This is a genomic window from Paracoccus aminophilus JCM 7686 (assembly GCF_000444995.1).
In the GTDB taxonomy this organism is placed as follows: domain Bacteria; phylum Pseudomonadota; class Alphaproteobacteria; order Rhodobacterales; family Rhodobacteraceae; genus Paracoccus; species Paracoccus aminophilus.
Map to the genome: position 1 here is coordinate 789,786 of NC_022041.1, position 26,369 is coordinate 816,154.

The 26,369-nt window shown below is 64.5% G+C and carries 22 protein-coding genes; 18 read left to right on the forward strand and 4 right to left on the reverse strand.

The window, feature by feature from the left end:
* The first annotated feature begins 47 nt into the window (after positions 1 to 47).
* The 4 genes from hisD to JCM7686_RS04020 all read left to right on the forward strand — a co-directional run bounded on the left by hisD (position 48) and on the right by JCM7686_RS04020 (position 4,488).
* The gene (hisD, locus tag JCM7686_RS04005; protein WP_020949580.1) at positions 48 to 1,358 is read left to right on the forward strand and encodes a histidinol dehydrogenase; all 1,311 of its coding nucleotides are present in this window, start codon (positions 48 to 50) and stop codon (positions 1,356 to 1,358) included.
* Positions 1,355 to 1,852, forward strand: coding sequence for a UPF0262 family protein (locus JCM7686_RS04010; protein WP_020949581.1), 498 nt, complete (start codon positions 1,355 to 1,357; stop codon positions 1,850 to 1,852). The genes hisD and JCM7686_RS04010 overlap by 4 nt, the downstream gene beginning before the upstream one ends.
* Positions 1,853 to 2,311 (forward strand): arsenate-mycothiol transferase ArsC, encoded by a 459-nt coding sequence (locus tag JCM7686_RS04015; protein WP_020949582.1) that lies wholly within the window; start codon positions 1,853 to 1,855, stop codon positions 2,309 to 2,311.
* Positions 2,312 to 2,430: 119 nt separating this feature from the next.
* Positions 2,431 to 4,488, forward strand: coding sequence for a methyl-accepting chemotaxis protein (locus JCM7686_RS04020; RefSeq protein WP_020949583.1), 2,058 nt, complete (start codon positions 2,431 to 2,433; stop codon positions 4,486 to 4,488).
* A gap of 96 nt (positions 4,489 to 4,584) precedes the next feature.
* On the opposite strand, the gene edd is transcribed toward JCM7686_RS04020, so the two are convergent.
* Positions 4,585 to 6,387 (reverse strand): phosphogluconate dehydratase, encoded by a 1,803-nt coding sequence (gene edd / locus JCM7686_RS04025; RefSeq protein WP_020949584.1) that lies wholly within the window; start codon positions 6,385 to 6,387, stop codon positions 4,585 to 4,587.
* Between the two features lie 115 nt (positions 6,388 to 6,502).
* Between edd and JCM7686_RS04030 the strand changes: the two genes are divergently transcribed.
* The 6 genes from JCM7686_RS04030 to JCM7686_RS04055 all read left to right on the forward strand — a co-directional run bounded on the left by JCM7686_RS04030 (position 6,503) and on the right by JCM7686_RS04055 (position 13,544).
* Entirely contained in the window at positions 6,503 to 7,699 is a 1,197-nt protein-coding gene (locus tag JCM7686_RS04030; protein ID WP_020949585.1) for an RSP_2647 family RNA methyltransferase, read from the forward strand.
* A complete protein-coding gene (locus JCM7686_RS04035; protein ID WP_020949586.1) occupies positions 7,696 to 8,280 on the forward strand; it encodes an RSP_2648 family PIN domain-containing protein in 585 nt (194 codons plus the stop codon). The genes JCM7686_RS04030 and JCM7686_RS04035 overlap by 4 nt, the downstream gene beginning before the upstream one ends.
* Positions 8,281 to 8,330: 50 nt before the next feature.
* The gene (gene zwf, locus JCM7686_RS04040; protein ID WP_020949587.1) at positions 8,331 to 9,782 is read left to right on the forward strand and encodes a glucose-6-phosphate dehydrogenase; all 1,452 of its coding nucleotides are present in this window, start codon (positions 8,331 to 8,333) and stop codon (positions 9,780 to 9,782) included.
* Positions 9,779 to 10,450, forward strand: a complete 672-nt coding sequence (gene pgl / locus JCM7686_RS04045; RefSeq protein ID WP_020949588.1) for a 6-phosphogluconolactonase — start codon at positions 9,779 to 9,781, stop codon at positions 10,448 to 10,450. Before zwf ends, pgl begins: the two co-directional genes overlap by 4 nt.
* Before the next feature lie 13 nt (positions 10,451 to 10,463).
* The gene (pgi, locus tag JCM7686_RS04050; RefSeq protein ID WP_020949589.1) at positions 10,464 to 12,071 is read left to right on the forward strand and encodes a glucose-6-phosphate isomerase; all 1,608 of its coding nucleotides are present in this window, start codon (positions 10,464 to 10,466) and stop codon (positions 12,069 to 12,071) included.
* 186 nt (positions 12,072 to 12,257) lie between these two features.
* On the forward strand, positions 12,258 to 13,544 hold the full coding sequence (locus tag JCM7686_RS04055) for an O-acetylhomoserine aminocarboxypropyltransferase/cysteine synthase family protein (RefSeq protein WP_020949590.1): 1,287 nt from the start codon (positions 12,258 to 12,260) through the stop codon (positions 13,542 to 13,544).
* Between the two features lie 124 nt (positions 13,545 to 13,668).
* On the opposite strand, the gene JCM7686_RS04060 is transcribed toward JCM7686_RS04055, so the two are convergent.
* The gene (locus JCM7686_RS04060) at positions 13,669 to 14,556 is read right to left on the reverse strand and encodes an SIMPL domain-containing protein (protein WP_020949591.1); all 888 of its coding nucleotides are present in this window, start codon (positions 14,554 to 14,556) and stop codon (positions 13,669 to 13,671) included.
* Between the two features lie 177 nt (positions 14,557 to 14,733).
* Here JCM7686_RS04060 and JCM7686_RS04070 point away from each other — a divergent pair, with 177 nt between their 5' ends.
* A complete protein-coding gene (locus JCM7686_RS04070; RefSeq protein WP_020949592.1) occupies positions 14,734 to 18,642 on the forward strand; it encodes a ribonuclease E domain-containing protein in 3,909 nt (1,302 codons plus the stop codon).
* Positions 18,643 to 18,733: 91 nt separating this feature from the next.
* Here the strand turns inward: JCM7686_RS04070 and JCM7686_RS04075 are convergent, their stop codons facing one another.
* Positions 18,734 to 19,351, reverse strand: coding sequence for a transglycosylase SLT domain-containing protein (locus JCM7686_RS04075; protein WP_020949593.1), 618 nt, complete (start codon positions 19,349 to 19,351; stop codon positions 18,734 to 18,736).
* Positions 19,352 to 19,882: 531 nt separating this feature from the next.
* Here JCM7686_RS04075 and gatB point away from each other — a divergent pair.
* From gatB to JCM7686_RS23305, 3 genes are all read left to right on the forward strand, one after another.
* Complete coding sequence (gene gatB, locus JCM7686_RS04080) at positions 19,883 to 21,397, forward strand: Asp-tRNA(Asn)/Glu-tRNA(Gln) amidotransferase subunit GatB (protein WP_020949594.1); 1,515 nt, start codon at positions 19,883 to 19,885, stop codon at positions 21,395 to 21,397.
* 4 nt (positions 21,398 to 21,401) lie between these two features.
* Positions 21,402 to 21,872 carry a hypothetical protein gene (locus tag JCM7686_RS04085; protein ID WP_020949595.1) on the forward strand — a complete coding sequence of 157 codons (471 nt, stop codon included), beginning with the start codon at positions 21,402 to 21,404 and terminating at the stop codon, positions 21,870 to 21,872.
* A gap of 101 nt (positions 21,873 to 21,973) precedes the next feature.
* Positions 21,974 to 22,351, forward strand: coding sequence for a DUF4177 domain-containing protein (locus JCM7686_RS23305; RefSeq protein ID WP_020949596.1), 378 nt, complete (start codon positions 21,974 to 21,976; stop codon positions 22,349 to 22,351).
* A 37-nt stretch (positions 22,352 to 22,388) separates the two neighbouring features.
* Here JCM7686_RS23305 and JCM7686_RS04095 read toward each other — a convergent pair whose 3' ends face one another.
* The gene (locus JCM7686_RS04095) at positions 22,389 to 22,607 is read right to left on the reverse strand and encodes a SlyX family protein (protein WP_020949597.1); all 219 of its coding nucleotides are present in this window, start codon (positions 22,605 to 22,607) and stop codon (positions 22,389 to 22,391) included.
* 50 nt (positions 22,608 to 22,657) lie between these two features.
* Between JCM7686_RS04095 and hisS the strand changes: the two genes are divergently transcribed.
* The 4 genes from hisS (at position 22,658) to JCM7686_RS04115 (ending at position 26,343) form a co-directional block, all read left to right on the forward strand.
* Positions 22,658 to 24,148 (forward strand): histidine--tRNA ligase, encoded by a 1,491-nt coding sequence (gene hisS, locus JCM7686_RS04100; RefSeq protein ID WP_020949598.1) that lies wholly within the window; start codon positions 22,658 to 22,660, stop codon positions 24,146 to 24,148.
* A complete protein-coding gene (locus JCM7686_RS04105; protein WP_020949599.1) occupies positions 24,145 to 25,206 on the forward strand; it encodes an ATP phosphoribosyltransferase regulatory subunit in 1,062 nt (353 codons plus the stop codon). The genes hisS and JCM7686_RS04105 overlap by 4 nt, the downstream gene beginning before the upstream one ends.
* Complete coding sequence (gene hisG, locus JCM7686_RS04110) at positions 25,203 to 25,898, forward strand: ATP phosphoribosyltransferase (protein WP_020949600.1); 696 nt, start codon at positions 25,203 to 25,205, stop codon at positions 25,896 to 25,898. The genes JCM7686_RS04105 and hisG overlap by 4 nt, the downstream gene beginning before the upstream one ends.
* A 73-nt stretch (positions 25,899 to 25,971) precedes the next feature.
* Positions 25,972 to 26,343: a hypothetical protein gene (locus tag JCM7686_RS04115; RefSeq protein WP_020949601.1), complete on the forward strand. Its 372-nt coding sequence runs from the start codon at positions 25,972 to 25,974 to the stop codon at positions 26,341 to 26,343.
* Positions 26,344 to 26,369: the final 26 nt, after the last annotated feature.

The following is a 26,369-nucleotide window of genomic DNA, read 5'->3' on the forward strand; positions in this document are numbered from 1 at the left end:
GCGAGACCCAGCCGCTAGGTAGAGGCTGGTTTTCCGGAGGCCCAGTCATGCCCATCACCCTTTCCACCTCGCAATCCGATTTCGACGCCCGCTTTGAAGAGATGCTCTCTGCCAAGCGTGAAGATTCGGTTGATGTGAGCGAGGTCGTCGCGAAAATCATCGCGGATGTGGGCGACAGGGGTGATGTGGCGCTGACCGAGTTGACTGCGCGCTTCGACCGGCTGGAACTGACGCCCGACCGCTTGGCCTTTTCTCCCGAAGAGGTCGATGCCGAGATCGCGAAAGTCTCGCCCGAGGATCGCGCCGCGCTGGTGCTCGCGGCAGAGCGCATCCGCGCCTATCACGCGCGCCAGATGCCCGAAGACGTCTTCTGGACCGACCCCGATGGCGCGAGTCTCGGCTGGCGCTGGACGCCGGTCTCGGCGGCCGGTCTCTATGTGCCGGGCGGGCTTGCGAGCTATCCGTCCTCGGTCCTGATGAACGCCATTCCCGCGCGCGTCGCGGGCGTCGAGCGTCTTGTCGTTTGCGTGCCGACGCCCGATGGCGTGGTCAATCCGCTGGTCCTGCTGGCCTGCCGGATCGCGGGCGTCGATGAAATCTATCGCATCGGCGGCGCGCAGGCGATTGCCGCGCTGGCTTACGGCACCGACACGATCCGCAAGGTCGACAAGATCACCGGGCCGGGCAATGCCTATGTCGCGGCGGCCAAGCGTCAGGTCTTTGGTCGGGTCGGGATCGACATGATCGCGGGCCCCTCCGAGGTTTTGGTGATTGCCGAGGGCGATCAGAACCCTGAATGGCTGGCGCTTGATCTGATGGCGCAGGCCGAACATGACGCCGATGCGCAGGCGATTCTGGTGACGCCGGATGCCGGGCTTGCTGCGCGGGTCGTGGCCGAGGTCGAGGCGCTTTTGCCGCGACTGCCGCGCAGCGCCATCGCCGGAGCAAGCTGGCGCGATTACGGCACTGTCATCCTCACGCGCGATCTCGACGAGGCGGCGGCGATCTCGGATCGGGTGGCGCCCGAACATCTCGAGCTTTGCGTCACCGATCCGCAGGCGCTTTTGCAAAAGGTCCGCCATGCGGGTGCGATTTTCCTCGGCGGCTGGACGCCCGAGGCGGTCGGCGATTATGTCTCGGGCCCGAATCACGTCCTGCCGACCGCGCGTTCGGCCCGGTTCTCTTCGGGGCTTTCGACGCTCGATTTTCTCAAGCGCACGACGCTGGCGCAGCTCACGCCGGGCGCTTTGGCGGCCATCGGCCCGGCGGCGGTGCGTCTTGCGACATCAGAAGGGCTTGACGCGCACGGTCTTTCGGTTTCGGCTCGGCTGCGGACTTTGAACGAGGACGGGAAATGACCGCGACGGATTTGGCGTCGAGACTAGCGCGGATTGATATCGACGACGGCGGCCTGCCGCCGCCCACGCCCGAGATGGAGCAAGAGCGCCGCGTCGCGGTGTTCGATCTCTTGGAGGACAACAGTTTCCGGCTGCCCGGCCGGGATGGGCATGAGGTGCCGATCGGGCCCTATGCGCTGCTTTTGGCCACGCGTGAGGGGCGTCTGGTCTTCGACATTGCCACCGATCCGGGCGTGAAGATTGCGGAATTCCATTTGTCGCTCGGCCCGTTCCGTCAGACGGTAAAGGATTACTTCCAGATCTGTGCGAGCTATTACGACGCGGTCAAAAAGCTGCCGCCGGCGCAGATCGAGGCGATTGATATGGCGCGACGGGGCATTCACAACGAAGGGGCGCGCACATTGCAGGACCGTCTTGACGGCAAGGCGGTGATCGATATCGACACCGCGCGGCGCCTGTTCACCCTGATCTGCGCGCTGGTCCCGGGCAAGTAAGTGACGCAGCAGATACCACATTCGGTGCTCTTCTGCTGCGATCACAATGCGATTCGCTCGCCGATGGCCGAGGGGATGATGAAGAGGTTTTACGGCCGCTCTGCCTATGTGCAGTCTGCGGGTGTGAAAAATGATACGGAAATTGACGGTTTTGCGATTGCCGTCTGCCAAGAGCTCGGGATCGAGCTGGCACAACATCGCTCGCGGTCGTTCGAGGAAATGCAGGCCTGGGGCGATGATCTTGGCGGTTTCGATCTGGTCGTGGCGCTGTCTCCGGCAAGCCAAAGGCAAGCGCTTGAACTGACACGGGTTTTTCACCTCGATGTTGAGTATTGGCCAATTATGGACCCGACCGGCCTTGCCGAAGGGCGCGAGGCGAAATTGCAGGCCTATCGCCAAACCCGCGATCAGATCCGCGACAGGATGATTGCCCGCTTTGGCCCGCCCCGCGACGACTAGTCGACATCTTGCCGAATTTTATCCATTCGCTATTTGCGGGCGGGAGAAAGTCAGAGGCAGGCTAACGATATCTTATCCTTTCAGTCCTATTCCAACGGGAAACCGGACAGGAGTTGCCGATGTCGTCTACCACCCATCCCTTCCCAGACCAGGCCTTGTTTGCGGTTGAAAAGGTCCAGGCGGTTCTCGCCTATGATCTTGACGGCCGCATTGTTGATGTGAACCAGCGTTATCTCGATATTTGCGGCTACCGCCGGGAAGAGTTGGTTGGCCAGCCGCTGATGATGCTGAATGAAAATCAGGATTCAGATCGTCTCGCCCCCGAAGATTTCATGTCGGCGCTCTGTCGCGGTGCCGCGCAAAAGACCGAAGCGAAACATGTCGGTCGCGGGGGTGAAAGCTATTGGGTCTTTGAAACTCATGTTCCCGTCATGAATGAGGCAGGGCAGCTCGAAAAAGTTGTCATTCTCGCGCTCGATCAGACCAAGTCGAACCATCGTGCGCAAGAACATGACGCGCTCCAGCGAGCCGTCGATCGCTCGCAGGCGGTGATCGAGTTCAAGCCGAATGGTGAAATCATCACCGCGAATGACAACTTTCTGAAGACCTTTGGCTATACGCTTGGGGAAATCAAAGGCCGCCATCACAGCATTTTCTGCGATCCGGCCTTTTCCAATAGCATCGAATACCGCCAATTCTGGACCGATCTCGAAAACGGCTATTTTCAGGCCGGCGAGTTTCACCGGATGGCCAAAGGCGGGCGCGATGTCTGGGTTGTGGCCAGCTACAATCCCGTTGTCGACAAATGCGGCAATGTCTTGCGCGTCGTCAAATATGCGGCGGATGTGACGGCTCGCAAACGCGCGCTGCTCGACAAGGCGGAGTCGCGTCAGGCAGCAGTCTCGCGCTCGCAGGCCGTGATCGAATTCAAGCCGACCGGCGAGATCATCACCGCCAACGAGAACTTCCTGACCGCGCTTGGCTATACCCTGCCCGAGATTCAGGGCCGCCATCACAGCATGTTCTGCGATCCGAGCTACACCCAGACCGCTGAATATCGCCAGTTCTGGATGGAGCTTGAAGGCGGCCGCTATCAGACCGGCGAATATCGCCGGGTTGCGAAGGGTGGGCGCGATGTCTGGATCGTTGCAAGCTACAACCCGGTGCTCGATGAGCAAGGCAACGTGTCGAGCGTGATCAAATATGCCACCGATGTGACGCCGCGCAAACGTGCGGTAAACGAGCTGATTGTCGGTCTCGATAAACTTGCTCATGGCGATCTGACGCCGCGGATCAGCGATGCGATCAGCTCCGAGTTCGAATCGGTGCGTGAAAGCTTCAACCTGACGCTCGATTCCTTCACCGAGATGGTCGAAGAAATCCGTAATCAGGCCGAGGCGATGAACACCGAAGCCGGTCAGATCGCCCGAGGCGCCGGGGATCTCGCACGGCGCGGCGAAAGCCAGGCGGCGTCACTCGAGGAAACCGCCTCTGCGGTCGAGCAGATTTCCGGCAACATCGCGATGACGAGCTCGGCCGCCAATGATGCGGATGCCGCGGCCCGTGACGCCCAGCAAGTCGTGCTCAAGGGTGCCGAAGTGGTCTCTCAGGCGATTGCCGCGATCGAGCGGATTGATGAGCACACCAAACAGATGGGCGAATTCACCCGCGTCATCGAAGGCTTTGCCTTCCAGACCAACCTTTTGTCGATCAATGCCGCCGTCGAAGCCGCGCGTGCGGGTGAGGTAGGGCGTGGATTTGCTGTTGTCGCAAACGAGGTGCGCAACCTCGCCCAGCAATCGGCGAAAGCCTCGCAAAGCATTGCCGATCTGATCAACAAAAGCGAAACCGAGGTGAAGGCCGGGGTCAAGCTGGTGCGCGACGCGGGCAGCTCGCTCAATCAGATCCGCGAGGCGGTGGCGGGCATGGTCGAGAATATCGCCGGGATCGCACATGCCACCTCGGAGCAGGCAACCGGCGTGCGCGAGGTCTCGCAGGCGCTGTCGCAGCTTGATAGCGTGAACCAGGCCAACCTCTCGATGTCAGAGCAATATGCCGCTGCAGCCGCCTCGCTATCGTCGCAGGTCGAGGATCTTGGCGCGATGATGGATCGCTTTGACACCGGTGCGGAGGCTCCGGCCCCGACGACGCGTCGGTTTTCTCAGAAAATTGCCTGAGCGCTCAGCTTTGGCGGCGGTCCCGCGATCCGTCCAGATCGGCACAGAACTGCAGAGTGTAAAAGAGAGGGCGCGGCTTGCGCCCTCTCGATCAGATCAAACCACGATCGAGGCGCCGTCCGTGGCAGGACCGACATGGGCGCGGAATGCCTTGAAAAGCTCCCGCCCCATGCCCTCGGCACTGTCTTCGGTCTCGATAAGAGTAACCGGGCGGGTGTCGAAATCCGGCTCCAGACAGCTGATCGTGCCGCTATTGGCATCGAGGCGCAGAAGGTCGCCGTCGCGAAGGCGCGCCAAAGGCCCACCATCTGCCGCTTCGGGCGACATGTGGATCGCCGCTGGTACTTTTCCGGACGCGCCCGACATGCGGCCGTCGGTAACAAGCGCAACCCGAAGTCCACGATCCTGTAGCACGGCAAGGACAGGGGTAAGGGCATGCAGTTCAGGCATCCCATTGGCTCGCGGACCCTGACCGCGCACGACTACAATGCAATCCGAGGTGAACTCGCCATTTTTGAAGGCGGCCTTGACTTCGTCCTGTCGCGAAAAGACCCGGGCGGGCGCCTCGATGACATGGCGATCCGCGGCGACCGCCGAAACCTTGATAACCCCGCGCCCGAGATTGCCCTGAAGCAGCTTCACGCCGCCGATTGGCGCAAAGGGCGTGCGGGCGGGGCGCAGGATCTTGTCGTTGAGACTGTCCGGCGCGCCTTCGGCCCAGGAGAGAGTGTCGCCCGACAGGCGAGGCTCTTGCGTATAATGATGAAGGCCGGAGCCGGCGACGGTTTGAACGTCTTCGTGCAGCAGTCCGGCATCGAGCAGACTCGCAATCATGAAGCCCAATCCGCCTGCGGCGTGGAAGTGGTTCACATCGGCAAGACCATTTGGATAAACCCGCGCCATCAGCGGAACCGCTTCGGAGATGTCGTGGAAATCTTCGAGCGTCAGGTGAATCCCCGCTGCCCGCGCCATCGCCGGAAGGTGGATCACCAGATTGGTCGAGCCGCCGGTGGCCATCAAACCGACCAAGCCGTTCACGAAGGCTTTTTCATCCAGCACCTCGCCGACCGGCAGGTAATTGTTGCCAAGCCGCGTCAAAGCGGCGGCGCGCGCTACGGCGGTCACGGTCAGCGCCTCGCGCAAGGGCGTGTTCGGCGGCACGAAGCTGGAGCCGGGCAGATGCAGGCCCATGAACTCCATCAGCATCTGATTGGTGTTCGCCGTGCCATAGAAGGTGCAGGTGCCCGGGGCATGATAGCTCGCCATTTCTGCGGCCATCAGCGCATCGCGCCCGATCTCGCCGGTGGCGAACTGCTGACGAACCTTCGACTTTTCGTCATTGGGCAGCCCCGAGGGCATCGGCCCCGACGGCAGAAAGACCGAGGGGAGATGCCCGAAAGTCGCGGCGGCAATGATCAGCCCTGGCACGATCTTGTCGCAGATCCCAAGGTAGAGCGCCGCGTCAAACGTATCATGCGAAAGCGCGACCCCCGCCGCCAAGGCAATGACATCGCGCGAGAAAAGCGAAAGCTCCATCCCGGCGCGGCCCTGGGTAACCCCGTCGCACATCGCCGGAACCCCGCCCGCAACCTGCGCCGTTGCCCCGGCCTCATGGGCGGCGCGGCGGATCAGCGCGGGGTAGTGCTCATAGGGCTGATGCGCCGAAAGCATGTCATTATAGGCGGTGACAATGCCCAGGTTCGGCTTGCGTGACTGCGCCAGATCAAGCTTGTCCTCCATCGCGGCATAGGCATGGGCCTGATTGCCGCAGGACAGATGGGCACGACGCGGACCGTCCTCGGCGGCGCGGGCGATCTTGGCCAGATAGGCGGCGCGTGTGGTGAGCGATCTTTCGCGGATCCGCTCCGTGACGCGGTCAATGGTGGAATCCAAGGGCATGGCATTCTTCCTTTCGCTTGGGCCCTCATAGCATGTTAGCGGTAACAACGCAACCGGCTGCCCTTGCTGCGACGCGGTCTTCGTGTCACATCTAACGGTCAAATCCGAGGCCAAAATGACTTCTCAACTCCCTACCGTCCGCCTGCGTCCGAAAGCCAATGCCCGTGCAATCCGCCACGGTTTCCCTTGGGTTTTCGCCGATGAGCTGGTGACCGACCGCCGCACCCGCGCCATTGCGCCGGGGGCTTTCGCGCTGCTTGAGGATGAGGAGCGTCGTCCCTTGGGCGTCGTGACCGTCAATCCGAATTCGAAGATCATCGGCCGGATGATGGATCAAAATCCCGAGGCAGAGATCGACGGAACCTGGCTGCGCGCCAAGATTGCGCGGGCTCTTGCCCTGCGCGAGCGGCTTTATGACCAACCCTTCTACCGCCTCGTCCATGCCGAGGCCGATGGGCTGCCCGGCACGATCATCGACCGTTTCGGCGATGTGGCGGTGATCCAGCCGAATGCGGCTTGGGCGGATCGGATGATCGCGGATCTGGCCGAGGCTCTGCGTGAGGTCACCGGCGTCTCGACCGTGATCATGAACGGTCAGGGCCGGGTGCGCGGTCTTGAGGGGTTGGACGAGCGGACCGAGATTCTGTCGGGCCAGATCGCGGGGCCGGTCGAGGTGCCGATGAATGGCGCGACCTATCTGGCCGATGTGATCGGTGGGCAGAAGACCGGGCTTTTCTATGACCAGCGCCCGAACCATGCCTTCGCGCAGCGTCTTGCGAAGGGCGCGCGGGTGCTTGACGTCTTTTCCCATGTCGGCGGCTTTGGGCTGGCGATGCTGGCGGGCGGGGCGCGCAAGGCGACTTGTGTCGATGGCTCGGCGGCGGCTTTGGCCTTGGCCGGGCAGGGGGCAGAGCGCATGGGCATGGCCGATCGCTTCACTGCGCGGCAGGGCGATGCTTTTGCGGTCCTTGAGGCCTTGGCCGAGGAAGGCGCGGAATTCGACGTGGTGATCTGCGATCCGCCAGCTTTCGCGCCCTCGAAACCCGCGCTTGAGGCCGGGCTGCGCGCCTATGAGCGGGTGGCGCGGCTTGCGGCGCCTCTGGTGGCGCCGGGCGGTTATCTTGGGCTGTGCTCGTGTTCCCATGCTGTGGATCTGGCCGCGTTCCGCAACTCCAGCGCGCGCGGCATTGGTCGGGGCGGGCGGCGGATGCAGCTTTTGCACAGCGGGCAAGCGGGGCCGGACCATCCGACGCTGCCGCAGCTTGCCGAGACCGGCTATCTCAAGGCGCTGTTCTTCCGGCTCGATGGATGAAGGCCCTGCTCGATGCCTGCGTGCTCTTCCCGACCATCTTGCGGGAAATCCTGACGGATGTCGCGCAGGCCGGGCTTTACACTCCGCTCTGGTCCGAGCGGATCTTGAGCGAATGGCTCCATGCCGCTGGACGGTTGGGCGAGGTGCAAGCGGTGATCGCGGGCGGAGAGGCGGCGCTGATGCGCGCGCGCTTTCCGGGCGCGATGATCGCGCCGGGCGATGAGGCCACGCTTGGCGTGAGCCTGCCCGACGCCGGAGATCTCCATGTCCTGCGCACGGCGGTTGATGGCGAGGCCGATCTGATCGTGACCTTCAACCTGCGCGATTTCCCGCGCCGGACCCTCGGTCTTTACGGGATTTCGGCGCTGCATCCTGATGAATTTCTGACGACGCTCGCCAAAAGCCAAGGCGCGGTGGTTGAGGCTGCAGTCGAGGCCGCCCGTGCCCGCGCGATTGCAGCGGGCGGAGATCTGACGCGCCGCGCGATGCTTGCGCGCTCGGGTCTGCCGCGCTTGAATAAATTCCTGACGCAAAACTCTGCCAAGATCGACGAAACGGTGGTAAGTGGACGGCGGGGTTGATGGTAGCGCTAACAAGAGATAGACGCTTCGGGACTCATCAGGAGGAAGCCATGGTTTCGCGGATCATCCCTGTCGAGGATTTTGACCTCGTCATCTTCGGCGCGACCGGAGATCTTGCGCGTCGCAAGATTTTGCCCGGCCTCTACCGGCGTTTCGTTGCCGGTCAGATCCAGGACAGTGCCCGAATCATCGGGGCCGCGCGCACCGATCAAAACGATGCCGCCTTTCGCGAAGAGGCCAGCGCCGCGATCCGCGAATTCGCACCGTCGGCGGTCGATGAAGCCGCGCTCGCGTCCTTCCTGAAGCTTCTGTCCTATGTCACCATCGATGCCCGCGGCACGGCGGGTTGGGACCGGCTCAAATCCGAGATGCGTCCGGGCGTGACGGCAGCTTTCTATTTCTCGGTGGCGCCCGCGCTCTTTGGCGATATTGCCGAACGACTGGCGAGCAATGGCATCACCCATGACGACAGCCGGATTGTCGTCGAAAAGCCCTTCGGCCGCGATCTCGCCAGCGCCAAGGCGCTGAACAAGATGCTCGCGCGCTATTTCCACGAGGGGCAGATCTACCGGATCGACCATTATCTCGGCAAGGAAACCGTCCAGAACCTGATGGCGGTGCGGTTCGCCAATATCCTGTTCGAGCCGCTCTGGAATGCGCAATATGTCGACCATGTCCAGATCACGGTCGCCGAAACCGTCGGCGTCGGCGGGCGCGGCGAATATTACGATCACTCCGGCGCGATCCGCGACATGGTCCAGAACCATATGATGCAGCTTCTGTGCCTGATCGCGATGGAGCCGCCCTATCATTTCGACCCCGATGCAGTGCGCGATGAGAAACTCAAGGTGATCCGCGCGCTCGATCCCCTGAAGCCCGGAGACATTGTACGCGGGCAGTATCTCGCCGGACCGGACGGGCCGGGGTATTTGGATGATGTAGAAAACGCAGAGTCGCGGACCGAAAGCTTCGTGGCGCTGAAGCTCACGATCGCCAATTGGCGCTGGACCGGCACGCCTTTCTATCTGCGCACCGGCAAGCGTCTGCGCGCGCGCACGAGCGAGATTGTCGTGACCTTCAAAGAGCCGCCGCATTCGATCTTTGACGAGGCCGAGGCACCCAAGGCCAATCAACTCGTCATCAAATTGCAGCCCAATGAGGGCATGCATCTGACCGTGATGATCAAGGAGCCGGGGCCGGGCGGGATGCGGCTGGTGCAGGTGCCTTTGGACATGAGCTTTGCCGATGCGCTCGGGCAGGAGGGCAGCGATATGCCCGATGCCTATGAGCGGCTGATCATGGATGTGATCCGGGGCAATCAGACGCTCTTCATGCGGGGCGATGAGGTCGAAGCGGCCTGGGCCTGGACCGATCCGATCATCTCGGACTGGGAGGCGGCGCCGACCCGGCCCGAGCCCTATGATGCCGGTTCGAGCGGTCCGGAAGAGGCCTTGCGGCTCTTGCACCGCGACGACCGCCGCTGGCGGGAGATCCGCGCATGAGCCTCAATATCGTCGAATATCCCGACCGTGAGCTGCTCTATCTTTCGCTCGCGAACAGCATGGCGGGCCAGCTTGCCCAGTATTTGCGGGTGAATGAGCGCGCCTCGCTTTGCGTGCCGGGCGGGACCTCTCCGGCGCCGGTGTTCAATACGCTATCGGGCACCGATCTCGACTGGGAGCGGGTGACGGTTTTTCTCAACGACGAGCGTTGGGTCGATGGGGAGCATAACCGCTCGAACAGCCGCCTGTTGCGCCGCCATCTCTTGCGCGACCGGGCCGAGGCCGCGGAATATATCGACCTCTATACCGGCGATGCCGATGCCGCCGCCGCCGCGCCTTTGCTTGCGCCGCGGATCGAGGGGCAATTGCCGATCACCGTCCTGCTGCTCGGCATGGGCAATGACATGCATACGGCGAGCCTCTTTCCCGGCCTGTCCGACACGGTCATGGCTTTCGCCCCCGATGCACCGGCGGTCATGCCGGTCGGCGGGCTTGAGGAGCCGCGCATCACCCTGTCCGCGCGGGCGCTGAAATCCGCGATCCACACCCATCTTCTGATCACCGGACCCGAAAAGCGCGAGGCCCTGGAGCGGGCGGAAAAGCTCGATCCGCTGGAGGCACCGATCCGGGCTTTCCTGGGCGAAGCCACCGTCCATTGGGCCGAATGAGGCAAAGACCGAGATGAGCCATCCTTCTGATATCTGGGCGAAACTTGAAGCCCACCGCCAAGCGCAAGGCGATCTGCGGATCGAGGCGCTGCTCGATGAGACGCGCGCTCGCGACTATACGACTTCTGCCGATGGGCTAAGCTTCGATTGGTCGAAAACCACCATCGACGCCGAGGCGCGTGCGCTTTTGCTGGCCCTTGCCGCGCCGGTGGCTGCTCGCCGGGCCGCGATGTTTGCGGGTGAGCGCATCAATGAGACCGAGGACCGTGCGGTCCTGCATACGGCTTTGCGCGATCTCGACCAAAGCCTGATCCTCGACGGGCAGGATGTCATGGCGGAGGTCCGCAAGACCCATGACCGCATGGCGCGCTTTGCCGAACAGCTGCGCGATGGCCGTTTCCGCGGGCAGGGCGGCAAGATTACCGATGTGGTCAATATCGGCATCGGCGGCTCGGATCTTGGTCCGGCGATGGCGGTGCGCGCGCTCGCACCTTATCACGACGGGCCGCGCGTGCATTTCGTCTCGAATGTCGATGGTGCGGATATTGCCGATACTTTGGCGGTGCTCGATCCCGAAACGACTTTGGTGATCGTCGCCTCGAAAACCTTCACCACGATCGAGACGATGACCAATGCCGAGACGGCACGCCGGTGGATGGCGCACAAGGTCGCGACCCCCGCCGATCAATTCGCGGCGCTCTCTTCGGCCGAGGGCAAGACCTCGGAATGGGGCATTGATGCGACCCGGGTCTTTGGCTTCGAGGATTGGGTCGGCGGGCGCTATTCCGTCTGGGGCCCGATCGGTCTCTCGCTGATGATCGCCATCGGCCCGGCGAATTTCGACGCGTTTCTCGCCGGTGGCGCCGCGATGGACCGCCATTTCCGCGAGGCCGCGCCCGAGGACAACCTGCCGGTGCTGCTGGCGCTGACCGGGATCTGGCACCACCAGATCTGCGGCTATGCCACCCGCGCCGTGCTGCCCTATGACAACCGCCTCGCGCGCCTTCCGGCCTATCTCCAGCAGCTCGAGATGGAATCGAATGGCAAGGGCGTGGCGATGGACGGCACCTCGCTGACGCGCCCCTCTGGCCCGGTGGTCTGGGGCGAGCCGGGCACCAATGGCCAACATGCCTTCTACCAGCTTATCCATCAGGGCACGGCCATTGTGCCCTGCGAATTCATCCTCGCCGCCCGTGGCCATGAAGCCGATCTCGCCCACCACCACCGCCTTCTCGTCGCGAATTGCCTCGCCCAATCCGAGGCGCTGATGCGCGGCCGCGATCTCGACACCGCGCGGGCGCTGATGCGTGCCAAAGGCTATGAGGGTGCCGCGCTCGACCGTCAGGCCCGCCACCGCGTCTTCCCGGGCAACCGCCCCTCGACGACGCTCTTGATCCCCGAGCTCACCCCCTTCACGCTCGGCCAGATCGTCGCGCTTTACGAACACCGTGTCTTCACCGAGGGCGTCATTCTCGGCATCAACAGCTTCGATCAATGGGGGGTTGAGCTCGGCAAAGAGCTCGCGCTCAAGGTCGAGCCGCTGCTCGAAGGTCAGGACATGCCGGGCCATGACGCCTCGACCCGCCATCTCGCGGAGCTGGTGCGCGACTTGCGCAACTGACGCGCGCCCACCACCCGCACGGACGCTCCCCGTCTTTCATGCCGAAATATCCCGGGGGAGGCCCGCAAGGGCCGGGGGCAGCGCCCCCTCTTCCCCCGGTACCCCTCGGCTCCCGCGCGCCAAGATTGCGTCAGCGCCGGGCTCTCCCTAAGGTGGCGCAAAATCTGATCCAAAGGGAGACATACCATGAGCGAGACCTGGGGCTTTGATACGCTCGCCATCCATGCGGGCACCGCGCCTGATCCGGCGACCGGGGCGCGGCAGGTGCCGATCTATCAAACGACGGCCTATGCGTTCAAAGATGCCGCCCATGCTGCGCGGCTTTTTGGCCTGCAGGAAGTGGGCTATATCTATTCGCGCCTGACCAACCCGACCGTCTCGGCGCTGCAAGCGCGGGTCGCGGCGATGGAGGGCGGCGCGGGTGCGGTCTGCTGCTCGTCGGGCCATGCCGCCCAGATCATGGCGCTGTTCCCGCTGATGGAACCGGGGCGCAATTTGATTGCTTCGACCCGGCTTTACGGCGGCACCGTCACCCAATTCAGCCAGACCTTCAAACGCTTCGGCTGGAAGGTCAAATTCGTCGATCTCGATGATCAGGCCGCGCTGAAGGCGGCGATTGACGATGACACCCGCGCGATCTTTTGCGAATCGATCTCGAACCCGGGCGGCTATGCCACCGATATTCCGGCGATTGCAGCGATTGCCGATGCGGCGGGCCTGCCGCTCATCGTCGACAACACGCTCGCCTCGCCCTATCTCTGCCGCCCGATCGAGATGGGCGCGACGCTCGTCGTCCACAGCCTGACGAAATACATGACCGGCAATGGCACGGTGACGGGCGGCGTGGTCGTCGACAGTGGCAAGTTCGACTGGTCCGCCAGCGGGAAGTTCCCCTCGCTCTCGGCGCCCGAGCCGGCCTATCACGGGCTCAAATTCCACGAGACCTTCGGCGCGCTTGCCTTCACCTTCCACGGCATTGCCATCGGTCTGCGCGATCTCGGCATGACCATGAACCCGCAGGCGGCGCATTATACGCTGATGGGGATCGAGACCTTGGGGCTGCGGATGCCGCGCCATGTCGAGAATGCCCAGAAAGTCGCAGAATGGCTGGAAAACGACCCGCGCGTTGCCTCGGTGACCTATGCCGGGCTGGCCTCGTCGCCCTGGAACGAAACTGCGAAACGCGTCTATCCCAAGGGCGCGGGCGCGCTCTTCACCTTCTCGGTCAAGGGCGGCTATGAGGCCTGTGTTAAGCTGGTCGATCACCTCAAGCTCTTCAGCCATGTCGCGAACCTCGGCGACACGCGCTCGCTGGTGATCCACTCGGCTTCGACCACGCATAGCCAGTTGACCGAGGCCCAGCAGATTGCGGCGGGCGCGGGGCCCGATGTCGTGCGTCTCTCGATCGGGACCGAGACGGTCGCGGATCTGATTGCCGATCTCGATCAGGCTTTGGCGGCGGCGACCGCCTGAGGTCGCGCGAAGCCCCGATGTTGCATCCGCTCAGGCGGGGCGGCGACGACGGGCGGACATGAAAAAGCCCGGCGAAACCGCCGGGCCGTCGAGGGCAGGCGCAGGCCTGCCCTTTTTCAATGGCTTATTCGGCTGCCGGTGCCTCGGCGCCCGCATCCTCAGCGCCATCAGCACCACCCGCCGGACCATGGGCCGGGACCAGAGCGAAGGTCGCGGTGACATTGGCGGTCACGCCAAGCTCGCCCGCCTCGATCGGCGTATCGGCGGCTTTGGCATTGGCATTCATCGCCATCATGATCGGACGCGGGCCCGAGCCCATGGTGACATCCGACAGCGAGATCAGCCGGCCAAGCTTCATGCCGGTGGCATTGGCCATGACTTCGGCCTTGTGGCGGGCATTCTCGATTGCCTTGACGCGGGCCTGATCCTCGGCCTCGAGCGTATCCTCGCGCGAGAAGCTGATGCCGTTGATTTCATTGGCACCTGCCATGACCAGCGTATCCAGCGCCGGGCCAAGCTTCGCCAGATCGCGGACCCGGACCTGAACCATGTTCTGCGCCATATAGCCGGTCACGACCGGCGGTTTGCCGTCATTGGTATAGGTCTGGACCGGCGAGAGGTTGAGGCCCGAGGTCTGGATATCCTTGGCATCGACGCCGATCTCTTTCAGCTTGGCGATCACCGCTTGCTGGCGGCTCGCGTTCTCGCTCATGGCGGCGGCGGCGGTATCGGCCTGCACGGTCACGCCGATCGAGATCGAGGCCATATCGGGCTGAGCCGACGAGGTGCCTTCGCCGCTGACGGTGAGTCTGCTGACCATGGCGGGATGCTGTCCTTCCATTTTGCCCGCGTGATGGGGCGGCGGCGGGGTCTCACCCGGGGTAGCTTGCGCAAGGGCGGGCAGGCTCGATGCGACGAGCGTCAGCGCTGTGGCGCCTGCGGCCAGTCCAGCGGCAAAGCGGCGGGAGAGACTGCGGTCGGCAGCGCGTGACAGGGTGGGACGACGTTCCATTACTGGCTCCATATTGTGGCCCGCTTCCTGCGGGCTCGAGTGATCCTACACACGCCGAACGTGAAAGTCGGCGATTGGCTGCATAACAATCCGGTGTAAAGCTTTTCACGCAGCCCAATCTGCGCTACTCCCAGAACAAATCACCATAAGAGCAGTTCCCGGACAGTCAGCCGTCGTATGCAGCCTCACGCACATCCAGATCATGCCCTTTCCTTCAGCGCCGATGCCGTTCATCTGTTGCGGCGCGCTTGGGGAACTTCGCCGGACGATTGGGAAGAGATCGGCTTTGCTGATTTCTCCTCTCCGAGTTTTCGCAGTGATCTTGCCGAGCTGCGCGGGACGATCAGCCACGCACCGGATCTGGTTCCGGTCGTGCTGGTCATCCCGGACGATCAGATCCTCTATACTGATCTCTCGGTTCCGGTCGGCGTGGCACGGACGCAGGCCGTCGGGCTCGCGCTTGACGGGCTGACGCCTTACGCGATCGAAGAGCTGGCCTTTGACTGGGACGGCGAGGGCAATGATATCCGCGTCGCCGCCGTCGCGCGCCAAACGCTGATCGAGGCGCAAGAATTCGCCTCTCGGCATGGCTTCGACGGATGCGAATATTCCGCGCAACCCGCCGCCGAAGATTTCCCGGGCCGGCCGATCTTCCGGCTGGACGATGATGTCGAGGACGCGCCGGTGAGCAATGGCGTCCACAGCGATGCTTTCCACAATGATGCTTTCCACAGCGATGCCTTCACCGAGGGTCTGCCCGAGCTTCCCTCCGATGCGGCGGCTTCGGGCGGCTATGACACCCAAAGCGCGGCAGACCTCGATCTCGACCTCGATCTTGAGGGGCTCGATGCCCATCCGGCGAGCGAACAAGACATCACCGATGTGACCTATATCGAAGTGGCCCCCGAAGACACCGCCGCGGCGCTCGACACGACCGGGGCAGAGGAGGAGGGGGGCGCTGGCTCCGAAGCCTTTGCGCCCGAGGCGCAGGCTGAGGGGGAGGTCGCGTCGGAACCCGCTTCGGTTGAACCGGTCGAAGAGGCCGAGATCGAAGAGATCACGGCGCCGCTCGCCGATCTCCCCGAGGATTCAGCGGCTGATGCTGCGGATTCCGAAAGTGCAGATCCCGACCTTCCAGAGACAGCAGAGATCGCGGCAGAACCCGCCGTAGCCGAGCTGATCCCGACGGAGATCCCGGCCTCGTCGGCGGCAGCGCCGTCCGACGAGCTCGCGGAGATTGCGGCGGACGATGCCGCTCCGATCGAGGCTGAGGTGACGGTTGAGGCTGCGGACGGTGCTGAGGCATTGGACGCCGACACGCCCGCCCATGATCAGGAGCCACTGGCCGATTCTGTCGTGACCCTGACGTCCGACGAGGTCGAACCGGTCGCGCATGAACACGACACCGCTGCCCATTCGGCAGGCGACACCGCCGACAAGCCTTTGGGCGAGAACGCCGCGCATGAAACCCCCACGGCGGATGAACTGGCTGCGCTTCTGAGCGCGGAGGTTGCCGGTCCGGCCCATGAATCCGCCGCTGATCTTGATCAGGCCGAAACGGATGGCGCGGCACCGGAAAATCTGTCGCCAGAAGCCGAAGCTGGTTTCGAGCCGGAAGTTGAGCCCGAACCTGAAGACGAGCTGACCGAAGCCGAACGACTGGCTTTGGCTCTGGCCGCAGCCGAGGTCGCTGCCGAAGAAGAGGCCGCCGCGCGCGGTCTGTCGCAACGTGGTGGCAATGCCGCGCTGAACCCGCGCGCCCGCGCCGTTCGCGACCGCGCGATGGAAGCCCGCCGCGCCAGAGGAGACGAGGAAGAGGTCTTGGCCGCGCCGGAACGTCCCCGGACGCGGCGCGCAGGCGAGCGCGGTGGGGTTTTCGAACTCGCGCTGATGCTTGGAGCGCTCGTGATCGGCATCGGGCTGGTCTGGATCTTCTTCATGCCGCATGAAAATCCGGCGGAAGTCGCGCTGCGCAATGCCGCGCGCGGCACGACGCCCGAGATCGCGCGGACCAGCTCGGATCCGGCGACGGCATTGCCTGAGACCGCGCCCGAAACCGCGACGGGCGCCGCGACCCCGGTCAGCGCGGCGCCCGCCACCTCACCAGTCGTTGTGCCGGATTCGGCGCTGTCACCGGCAGAGCGTGCCGCCGTGATCGAGGCCGCGACCCAGCCTCTTCTGGCCATTCTTCCCGATCCCGAAGAGCTCGCCGATACCGAGCTGGTCGAGGCCGAGGCGATGAGCCAGCCTGTCGCCACAGCGCAACCCATCTCTGAGCCTGCGCCGCAAACGGCGCCTGTCGCGACGGCACCGGCGACTCCCGCAGAGGCTCTGGCCGAGGCGGCTCGTGCGCAAGCCGCTGCCGCGCAGCCGGGCCAAACCGCCACAGCACCGCAAGCCGAGCCTGTGGTTGCAAGCCCGCCCGCGCCGACGCAAGCTGCGCCAGTCCAAGCTGCCCCGGCTCCGACGACCCCGGCGCAACCGGCACAGGTTGCTGTCGCCCCGGCTCCGACTGCTGCTGCTCCGGCCCCAACTGCTCCGGCACAGCCCGCGCCGCGTGTCGAGGCCGCGAAACCGGCGACACAGCCGCGCGCCGAGCCTGCCCAGCCGGTCCGAACCGCGCGTGCGGGGCTGACCAGCTCGGCACGGCCGCAAAGCGCGACCGCGCCGCGCAAACGCGCCGCCGTGCCCGATGAGGACACGCCGCCGCGGGTGCCGGGCAATCCCTTGCCCTACGAGGTCGCTCAGAAAAAGACCGGCCTGACCGGCAGTGCGCGCCCGCCTGCGCGCCCCGCTCGGGCACGCGCCGCTGCCTCGACCAATGCCGCAGCGACCGCGCCTGCCGCGCCGCGTGCGCCAGAGGCCGCGGCCAGCCCGGCTCCGGCCAGCAGCCAGACCAGCCAGCTGCGCAGCTCAAGCCGCCCGCCGTCGCGTCCCGAGGGTTCGGCCCCCGATACGCTGGCGGATGCGCCGCTGACGCCCGCCGAACAAAGCCAGCTTGACGGCCTGCGCCTTGATCTGCGCGCCAAACTGCCGGGTGTGCAGATTTCGGCCCTGTCACCTGTCCCGGAGGCGCGGGGCGAACGTTATGCCGAAGCGCGTCCGGCGCAGCGGCCCAAGCGCAAGGGCGGCGTCGATGCCGCTGCGGTTGATTCGGCGGTGCGCGAGGCCGCAAAACCGGCGTCGAGCGCCAGCCGTGGCTCGACCGTTCCCGCCAGCGGTCGGAACAGCGGCGTGCAGTCTTCTGACCGCCCCCATGCGCGGCCGGGTGCTGCTGCCAGCACGGCGGCAGTCGCCACTGGCGGCAAGAAGGCGAAGTCCAAGACCGACGACGCGGTCAAAGAGGCGATTGCCAGCGCGGTCAGCGAATCCTCGGCCTCGCGTGGCGGGGTTGAGCTGAAAGCGCTGCGCTCATCGGCACTCCCGCCGCGTCGAAGCGGCGCGGCTGCCGTCGCCGCTGCTGCGGCCGCGACCTCGACCAAGACCGAAGAGGCGCCGGTGACGATGACGCTTGCGGCGGCGGCTCCGACCTCTGCGGGTGTGCCGACTGTTCCCGAGACCGCTGCCGCCGCGCCGAATGATGGCGGGGCGAATACCGCCGAGATCGCCGAGCGGCGCCGCGTCGATGAGCAGCTTCAGGCGCAGGCTGAAGCGCGGATCCGGGCGCGCGCTCAAGCCGATGCTGCCGCCGAGGCCCAGGCCCGTGCTCAGGCCGAGGCCCGCGCGCGTGCGCAGGAAGAGGCCGAAGCTCAGGCCGCCGCCCGTCAGCGCCAGACCTACCGTCCGGCCGAGGTGGACAACGAACCCGAAGTCGCGTTGAACGTCCCGAAAGGCGCGTCGAGCGCGGTTGTCGCCAGTGCTGCGACCCAAAAGCGCGGGCTCGATATGGGCCGGACCACGATCATCGGCATCATTGGCGCCGGTCAGGCCAGCCGTGCGCTGATCCGCCTGAGCAGCGGCAAGATCGTCACCGTGCGTCTGGGCGACCGGATCGACGGCGGCACGATCAACTCGATCGGCGATGGCCGGATCACCTATGTCAAAGCCGGTCAGCTGCGCGAATTGCGGATGCTCGACGGGCGCTGACGGACAGGCGCTGACGAACGAGTTGTGAAAGAATGAGAAAAGGCCGCCTTTGGGGCGGCCTTTTTCATATGGAGGGCAGGGAGGCGGCGCCTTACCGGCCGCAATAGGCCTGCTGGCTGGTCCAGGCGGCAATGTCCGAACGCTTCGAGGTCGAGCGCAGCGGCATCCAATCGCGGGCGACGCCGCGCTGACCAGCGGCAATCGCGCCATCACGCCCGACATTGCGCGCGGCGATCTTGACGGCGCAGGCCATATTGTCCGAGCCGTTCAGCATATTGCCTTTGCAATTGTAGTGGCGCGCGGTCGATTGCGAGATCTGCATCAGCCCGAGATAGCGCCCGCCGCCGCCCTTGGCGGTCGGGTTATAGCCGCTTTCGTGCTTGGCGACCGAAGACAGCAGCCCGACCCAGAAATGCTTGCGATCCTCGCGGTTAAGCGAGGCATAGCCCGGGCAGTAGGTTTTGACATCCGACGGCACCGAGGACAGCAAGGTGACGCCCTCGGATTCAAGCGTGCGCAAAGCGGCGCGGGTCCAGTCGTCCGAGCCCGCGCGGTTGCCCCAGCGCATTTTCGGAGCTTTTGCCGATTTGGCTTCAGCCAGTCGCACAACATTGCTGCCGCCACTTGGTTTGGCATCACAGGCAGCGACACCCATGACCATGATCAAGGTTGCAGCAGCGATTGCGCGAGCGCCGAATTTGCCGAGCATCGGAAGGTCCGTTGTTGTTTCGTCCTGCACGGCGTATCGCGGGAAGGCCTTTCGAAAAACCTAACCGTTTGTGATAAAGCGGAAATTCGCCATCTGGGCGGATTCGCATGAGAGGATTTCCGCCGACGAAAACCGAAAATCCCGGGGATTCGACCTTTTCGGCCTCGGGCCCCGGATTTGGCGTCATTTGGTTAACTGACTGAAAATAAATATATTAACTAATGTTTCGGGGATGTTCCGGCGCGTGAAAAGACCCGTGTCAAGCGGGAGTCGTCAGATTTTCACACTTTTGAGTTGAGCGAGGCGGTATTCTGCGCGTCAAGCGAAAACGACCGAAGCGCGGGTGCTGCCAAATGGCCACGAATCTGCCAAAGCACGGAGGATTCGCGGGAAAAGCGCGGGGCGAGACAGGATGCAGGCGATCCGCTCGGGCGAAAGGCCGCGCTTGGGCGTGGCGCAAAGCGGCCATCCTTCTCTTGCCCCGCAGGCGTTCCGGCCCTAGAACCGCGTGCAATATGCAAGGATATCGCGATGCTTGATCTACTCAGCTTTACCCCGCCGAAACCCAAAGTCATCCAGGGCGCGAAGCAGGACTGGGAACTGGTTATCGGGCTTGAGGTCCATGCTCAGGTCGCGTCGAATGCCAAGCTCTTCTCGGGCGCCTCGACCGGCTTTGGGGCCGAGCCGAACAGCCATGTCGCCTTCGTTGATGCGGCGATGCCGGGGATGCTGCCGGTCATTAACGAATTCTGCGTCGAGCAGGCGGTGCGCACCGGTCTGGGGATCAAGGCCGCGATCAACCTGCGCTCGGCCTTTGACCGCAAGAACTATTTCTACCCGGATCTGCCGCAGGGCTATCAGATCAGCCAGCTCTATCATCCCATCGTGGGCGAGGGCGAAGTGATCGTCGATATGGGGCCGGGCGTCGCTCGCCGCGTTCGCATCGAGCGCATTCACCTTGAGCAGGATGCGGGCAAGTCGATCCATGACATGGATCCGAACATGTCCTTCGTTGACCTCAACCGCACCGGCGTTGCGCTGATGGAGATCGTCAGCCGTCCCGACATTCGTGGCCCGGAAGAGGCCGCCGCCTATGTCGCGAAACTCCGCCAGATCATGCGCTATCTCGGCACCTGCGACGGCAATATGCAGAACGGCAACCTGCGGGCAGACGTGAACGTCTCGATCTGTACGCCGGGCGCCTATGAGAAATTCCAGGAAACCGGCGATTTCGGCTATCTCGGCACGCGCTGCGAGATCAAGAATATGAACTCGCTGCGCTTTATCCAGGCCGCGATCGAGGTCGAGGCCCGCCGTCAGATCGCCATCGTCGAAGATGGCGGCGCGGTCGTGCAGGAAACCCGGCTTTACGATCCGGACAAGGGCGAGACGCGCTCGATGCGCTCGAAGGAAGAGGCGCATGATTACCGCTACTTCCCCGATCCCGACCTGCTGCCGCTGGAAATCGAGCAGGCTTGGGTCGATGACATTGCCGGGGCGATGCCGGAACTGCCGGATGCCAAGAAGGCCCGCTTCGTGGGCGATCTCGGCCTGTCGGAATATGACGCCAGCGTCCTGACCGCCGAGGTCGAGAATGCCGATTTCTTCGAGGCGGTAGCCGCGGGTCGCGATGGCAAGATCGCCGCGAATTGGGTCATCAACGAGCTCTTCGGTCGCCTGAACAAAGAGGGCCTTACGGTCGAGACCTCTCCGGTGTCGGCGGGTCAGCTCGGCGGGATCATTGATCTGATCGCTAAGGGCGACATCTCGGGCAAGATCGCCAAGGATCTCTTCGAGATCGTCTGGACCGAAGGCGGCGAGCCGGCCGAGATCGTCGATGCGCGCGGCATGAAGCAGGTGACCGACCTCGGCGCGATCGAAAAGGCCGTCGATGAGATCATCGCGGCCAACCCCGATCAGGTCGAGAAGGCCAAGCAGAACCCGAAACTCGCGGGCTGGTTCGTCGGGCAGGTGCTGAAAGCCACCGGCGGCAAGGCCAATCCGGCGGCGGTCAACGAACTGGTTGCGAAAAAGCTCGCGGATTAAGTCGATGCTGCGCCCCGTTCTGATCGGGCTGGGCGCCTTCATTGCCGCCTTTCTGGCGCTTTACACGCTCTTGCGTCCGGAGATCGACATGCTCGATCCCCGGGCGCCGTCGATTTGGTGGGCGGCCCTGCTTGCGGGTGGCGTCGTGGCCGGGCTCTTCTGGTCGGATCCGCGCCGCCCGGCCAAGCTCTGGCGGGTGATCGGGGTCGCGGCGCTTTTGACCCTTCTGGCTGCCGGGCTGCTGATCGTCTTTCTGACCTCAACCGTCCTCTTGGTGCAGGTGATCGCGATCGGTTTTGCGGTTCTGGGCGATATCCTGACCGGCGGTGCTTATGGCATGGCGGATGAGCTGCAGCGCGACTTCCGCGTCAACTGCCCCTTGCTCGCCAGCGATCTCGCGGTGGCACTCGCGATTTCGCTGGTCGGGCTGGGGATTGGATTGGGCCTGCGACAGATCCGCCGGATCGGCCCGTAAGCGGAACTCTTGCCCCGGGCAAAAGCGTTAGGCTCGGGCGCTTGGTTCATCAGGACGGCGTCAAGGCAAGGATGCCCTGAGGAAAAGGAAGGTAAGGCCAGATGCAGAAGTTTGAATATTCCGTCATCCCCGCTCCGGACCGCGGCGAGAAAGCTCGCGGCGCCAAGACCGGGGCCGACCGCTTCTCGCTGGCTTTGACAACAGTGCTGAACGAGCGCGCGGCCGAGGGCTGGGAATATGTGCGCGCCGAGACCCTTCCGGCGGAAGAGCGCACCGGGCTGACCGGGCGCGCCACGGTTTACCACAATGTCCTGATTTTCCGCCGCGCCCTTGCCGGATCGGCACCGCAAGAGGTCGAGTCGCGCCTCTTCAGCCAGCCGATGCGCGTCATCGAAAAGCCGGAGCCGCAGCGCGAGGCGATCGCCGAGGCCGAAGCCGCCGATGAGGAAGCCGCAGCCGCCGAGGCCGGCAAGGCCTGATCGCGCGCCGTGACGGCCCGCCTGCCTCAGCCCGTCCTCACCAATGGGGCGGGCGCTGATCGGCCAGAGGGATCGTGCCTTCCTGACTGGCCTCGCGTTCCGCCTCACGCTCCATCAGCAGGCCGACGCGGCGACCGAGCCGGGCGATCTCGCGCTCTTGGCGGGCGACGATCCCCGAGAGGTCCTCGGCCAGTCGCGTCAGATGCGCCACGTTTTCTTCCAGCCGCTCGATGCGATCTTCCGCGCGCTTGTCCATAAAGCCTCCATCCGCTAGACCCCTGCCTGAACTCACCAAAAGGCACGGCGATGGCCAAGGATCAGAAAAAACAGCCCCGTCCCAAGGCAGAGACGCCTAAGGGCTTTCGCGACTATTTCGGCGCGGATGTGACGGAACGCAAGGAGATGTTGGACCGGATTGCCGAGGTCTATCATCGCCACGGCTTTGATCCTCTGGAAACCAGCGCGGTCGAGACGGTCGAGGCGCTCGGCAAATTCCTCCCCGATGTGGACCGCCCGAACGCGGGCGTCTTCGCTTGGCAAGAGGCCGAGGTCCCCGGCGGCGGCACGGCGGGCGATTGGCTGGCGCTGCGCTATGACCTGACGGCGCCCTTGGCGCGGGTCGCGGCGCAATATCGCAACGATCTGCCCTCGCCCTATCGGCGCTATGCGATGGGTCCGGTCTGGCGCAATGAAAAGCCCGGTCCGGGCCGTTTCCGCCAGTTCTATCAATGCGACGCCGATACGGTCGGCTCGGCCTCGGTCGCGGCGGATGCCGAGATCTGCGGGATGCTCGCGGATGCACTCGAAGCCGTCGGCATCGAGCGCGGCGATTATCTGGTGCGCGTCAACAATCGCAAAGTGCTGAACGGCATTCTTGAGGAAATGGGCGTGACGCCGGGCGAACAGGCCGATGCCGTCCTGCGCACCATCGACAAATTTGACAAGGTCGGCGCGCAGGGCGTGCGCGAGCTGCTGACCACCGGGCGCAAGGATGACAGCGGCGCGGTGATCGAGGGCGTCGGACTGGCGGCCACGGCGGTCGAGCCGGTGCTGGCCTTCCTGACCTCGAAAGGCGCCGATAACGCCGAAACGCTCGCCAATTTGCGCGCCGCCGTTGGCGCCTCGGTTGCGGGCGGCGAAGGCGTGGACGAGCTTCAGCAAATCGCCGAGATGCTCGCGGCTGCAGGCGTTGGCCCGGATCGCGTGGTCATCGACCCCTCGATCGTGCGCGGGCTTGGCTATTACACCGGTCCGGTCTTCGAGGCCGAGCTGACCTTCGAAATCCTTGACGAAAAGGGCCGCAAGCGCCAGTTCGGCTCGGTCGCGGGCGGCGGGCGTTATGACGGTCTGGTCGAGCGCTTCACCGGCCAGAAGGTTCCGGCAACCGGCGTCTCGATCGGCGTGGACCGCCTGCTTGCCGCGCTGCGTGCCAAGGGGCTTGCGGGCCGCGAGGGTCATGGCCCGGTCGTCGTCACCGTCATGGATAAGGCGCGCATGGCCGATTATCAGGCAATGGCCGCCGAGCTGCGCGCCGCAGGCATCCGCGCCGAGGTCTATCTCGGCAATCCGAAAAACTTCGGCAACCAGCTCAAATATGCCGACAAGCGCCAGTCTCCGGTCGCGGTGATCCAAGGCGAGGATGAGGCCGCGCGCCGTGTCGTCCAGATCAAGGACCTGATCCTTGGCGCGAAAATCGCAGCCGAGGCCAGCCATGAGGAATGGAAGGCCCAGCCCGCCCAGACCGAAGTCGCGCGCGCCGATCTGGTCGCGGCGGTGAAAAAGATCCTCGGCTCATGATCGTGAAAAGCGCCCGGCAGGCCACCGGCCAGCGCATTCTCGGCCGGTTCCGTGATGCCGGCGCGACCGAGGTTGCGCCCGACATCCTGCTGCCCGCCGAGACGCTGCTTGATCTTTACGGCGAGGACATCCGCGCCCGCGCCTATGTCACCCATGACCCGATCCGGGGCGAGGTGATGATGCGCCCGGATTTCACGGTTCCGGTCGTGCAGATGCATATGGCGGGCGGGGCCGAGCCCGCGCGCTATTGCTATCTGGGCGAGGTCTTCCGCAAGCAGGATCACGGCGACACGCGCCCCGACCACCCGCGCGAGAATGAATATCTCCAAGCCGGTTTCGAGCTTTTCGCCCGCGACGATGCCGCTGACGCCGAGGTCTTCACGCTCTTCGCCGATATCCTCGCGCCTTACCGGCTCTCGGCGGTGATGGGGGATATGAGCCTTGTGCTTGACGCGATCCGCGCGCTGCCTTTGTCGCCCGCGCGCCGCGATATGCTCTTGCACTATATCTGGCAGCCCAAGCGCTTCCGCGCCTGTCTCGCCCGCTTTTCGAGCCCCGCGCCCCGCCGTGATTTCGGCGATGACAGCGGCGTCTGGACCGGTTTGCGCACCCCCGAGGAAATGCAGGCCCGCGTCGATCGGCTGAACGCGATTGCCGAGGAAACCCCGCTCCCCGCCGAATGGTCGGGGCGGTTGCAGCATCTGCTGTCGATCACCGGCTCGGCCCCGCAGGCCTTGACCGAGTTGCAGGCGCTGGCGAAGGAAATGCCGCAGATCGGTCCGGCGGTTGCGCGTCTGGGCAAGCGGCTGGCGCTGATTGCCGAGCGCGGTATCGACATTGCCGCGATCCGCTTTGACGCGAGCCACGGGCGCCATTCGATGGAATATTACGACGGCATGACGTTTTCCTTCTTCACCCATCGCGCCGATTGGCCGCCGGTTGCCTCGGGCGGGCGCTATGACGCGCTGACTCAGGTTTTGGGGCAGGGCAAGGCCATTCCGGCCGTGGGCGGCATCATCCGCCCCGGTCTCGTCGCCGAATTGGAGGCCGGGCAATGATCCGTCTGGGCGTGCCGTCCAAGGGGCGGCTGATGGAGCAGACCTTCGACTGGTTCGCCGCGCGCGGGGTGAAACTGTCGCGGGCGGGCTCGGACCGCGAATATTCGGGCAAGGTCGAGGGCGCCGCGGGCGTCTCTCTGGTCCTGCTCTCGGCGGGCGAGATCCCGCGTGAGCTGGCTGCGGGCCGGATCGAGCTTGGCGTCACCGGCACCGATCTCGTGCGCGAAAAGCTTGCGGGTTGGCGCTCGGATGTGGTCGAGATCGCCGAAATGGGCTTTGGTCATGCCGATCTCATCCTCGCCGTGCCCGCCTGCTGGCGCGATTGCGAGACCTTGGACGATGTCGCCTCGATCGCGCGGGATTTCCGCCTGAGCCACGGCTTCCGCCTGCGGATTGCGACGAAATATCATCGGCTTGTGCGGGCTTGGCTGTCAGAGCAAGAGGTCGCGGATTACCAGCTCGTCGACAGCCAGGGCGCGACCGAAGGCACCGTCGCCAATCTCACCGCCGAGGCGATTGCCGATATCACCTCGTCGGGCGAGACCCTGCGCGCCAACCATCTCAAGATCATCGACGCCGAGCCGATCCTGCGCTCGCAAGCGACGCTTTTCGCGAGCCGCACCGCGCTTGATGCAGAGACGCTTGGCCCCGAAATGGCGCGCTTCCTCGATCAGCTCGGACTGGCCGCCTGACGCCAATCTCCGGGCAAAGGCGAACCTTTTCGCCTGCCCGAACGTTCCCCTTGGACCTGAACAGGAGAAGCCGATGCGTTCCCACCTCGTCCTTGCCGCTTTGTTGGCGTCGGCCACCACCGCCGCAGCATCTTCCGACGCCGCATGGGAGACGTTTCGCCAAGAGGTCAATGACGCCTGCTCTGCGCTCGCGCCAAAAGACGGCGAGACCGTGATCGAGGTCAATCCTTTCGGCTCGGAAAGCTATGGCGCGGCGCTCATCATCCATACGGTGAATGACGAAGGCGCGGATCGCTATGTCTGCATCTATGACAAGACCAGCAAGAAGGCCGAGCTCACCGCCGCCTTCCTGCCGCCGGGGGAGATCACCACGCCGGTGGCCCAGCCCGATGGCACGATCAAGCCGGAAAAATCACAAAGCACTGACGCGCATCTCGTGAAATAGCGCAGCGCCCGGCGCCTGATGCCGCC

Coding starts and splice junctions, on each gene's coding strand:
- hisD (WP_020949580.1), top strand. CDS start 48: ATGCCCATCACCCTTTCCACCTCGCAATCCGATTTCGACGCCCGCTTT.
- JCM7686_RS04010 (WP_020949581.1), top strand. CDS start 1,355: ATGACCGCGACGGATTTGGCGTCGAGACTAGCGCGGATTGATATCGAC.
- JCM7686_RS04020 (WP_020949583.1), top strand. CDS start 2,431: ATGTCGTCTACCACCCATCCCTTCCCAGACCAGGCCTTGTTTGCGGTT.
- edd (WP_020949584.1), bottom strand. CDS start 6,387: ATGCCCTTGGATTCCACCATTGACCGCGTCACGGAGCGGATCCGCGAA.
- JCM7686_RS04030 (WP_020949585.1), top strand. CDS start 6,503: ATGACTTCTCAACTCCCTACCGTCCGCCTGCGTCCGAAAGCCAATGCC.
- JCM7686_RS04035 (WP_020949586.1), top strand. CDS start 7,696: ATGAAGGCCCTGCTCGATGCCTGCGTGCTCTTCCCGACCATCTTGCGG.
- zwf (WP_020949587.1), top strand. CDS start 8,331: ATGGTTTCGCGGATCATCCCTGTCGAGGATTTTGACCTCGTCATCTTC.
- pgl (WP_020949588.1), top strand. CDS start 9,779: ATGAGCCTCAATATCGTCGAATATCCCGACCGTGAGCTGCTCTATCTT.
- pgi (WP_020949589.1), top strand. CDS start 10,464: ATGAGCCATCCTTCTGATATCTGGGCGAAACTTGAAGCCCACCGCCAA.
- JCM7686_RS04055 (WP_020949590.1), top strand. CDS start 12,258: ATGAGCGAGACCTGGGGCTTTGATACGCTCGCCATCCATGCGGGCACC.
- JCM7686_RS04060 (WP_020949591.1), bottom strand. CDS start 14,556: ATGGAACGTCGTCCCACCCTGTCACGCGCTGCCGACCGCAGTCTCTCC.
- JCM7686_RS04070 (WP_020949592.1), top strand. CDS start 14,734: ATGCAGCCTCACGCACATCCAGATCATGCCCTTTCCTTCAGCGCCGAT.
- JCM7686_RS04075 (WP_020949593.1), bottom strand. CDS start 19,351: ATGCTCGGCAAATTCGGCGCTCGCGCAATCGCTGCTGCAACCTTGATC.
- gatB (WP_020949594.1), top strand. CDS start 19,883: ATGCTTGATCTACTCAGCTTTACCCCGCCGAAACCCAAAGTCATCCAG.
- JCM7686_RS04085 (WP_020949595.1), top strand. CDS start 21,402: ATGCTGCGCCCCGTTCTGATCGGGCTGGGCGCCTTCATTGCCGCCTTT.
- JCM7686_RS23305 (WP_020949596.1), top strand. CDS start 21,974: ATGCAGAAGTTTGAATATTCCGTCATCCCCGCTCCGGACCGCGGCGAG.
- JCM7686_RS04095 (WP_020949597.1), bottom strand. CDS start 22,607: ATGGACAAGCGCGCGGAAGATCGCATCGAGCGGCTGGAAGAAAACGTG.
- hisS (WP_020949598.1), top strand. CDS start 22,658: ATGGCCAAGGATCAGAAAAAACAGCCCCGTCCCAAGGCAGAGACGCCT.
- JCM7686_RS04105 (WP_020949599.1), top strand. CDS start 24,145: ATGATCGTGAAAAGCGCCCGGCAGGCCACCGGCCAGCGCATTCTCGGC.
- hisG (WP_020949600.1), top strand. CDS start 25,203: ATGATCCGTCTGGGCGTGCCGTCCAAGGGGCGGCTGATGGAGCAGACC.
- JCM7686_RS04115 (WP_020949601.1), top strand. CDS start 25,972: ATGCGTTCCCACCTCGTCCTTGCCGCTTTGTTGGCGTCGGCCACCACC.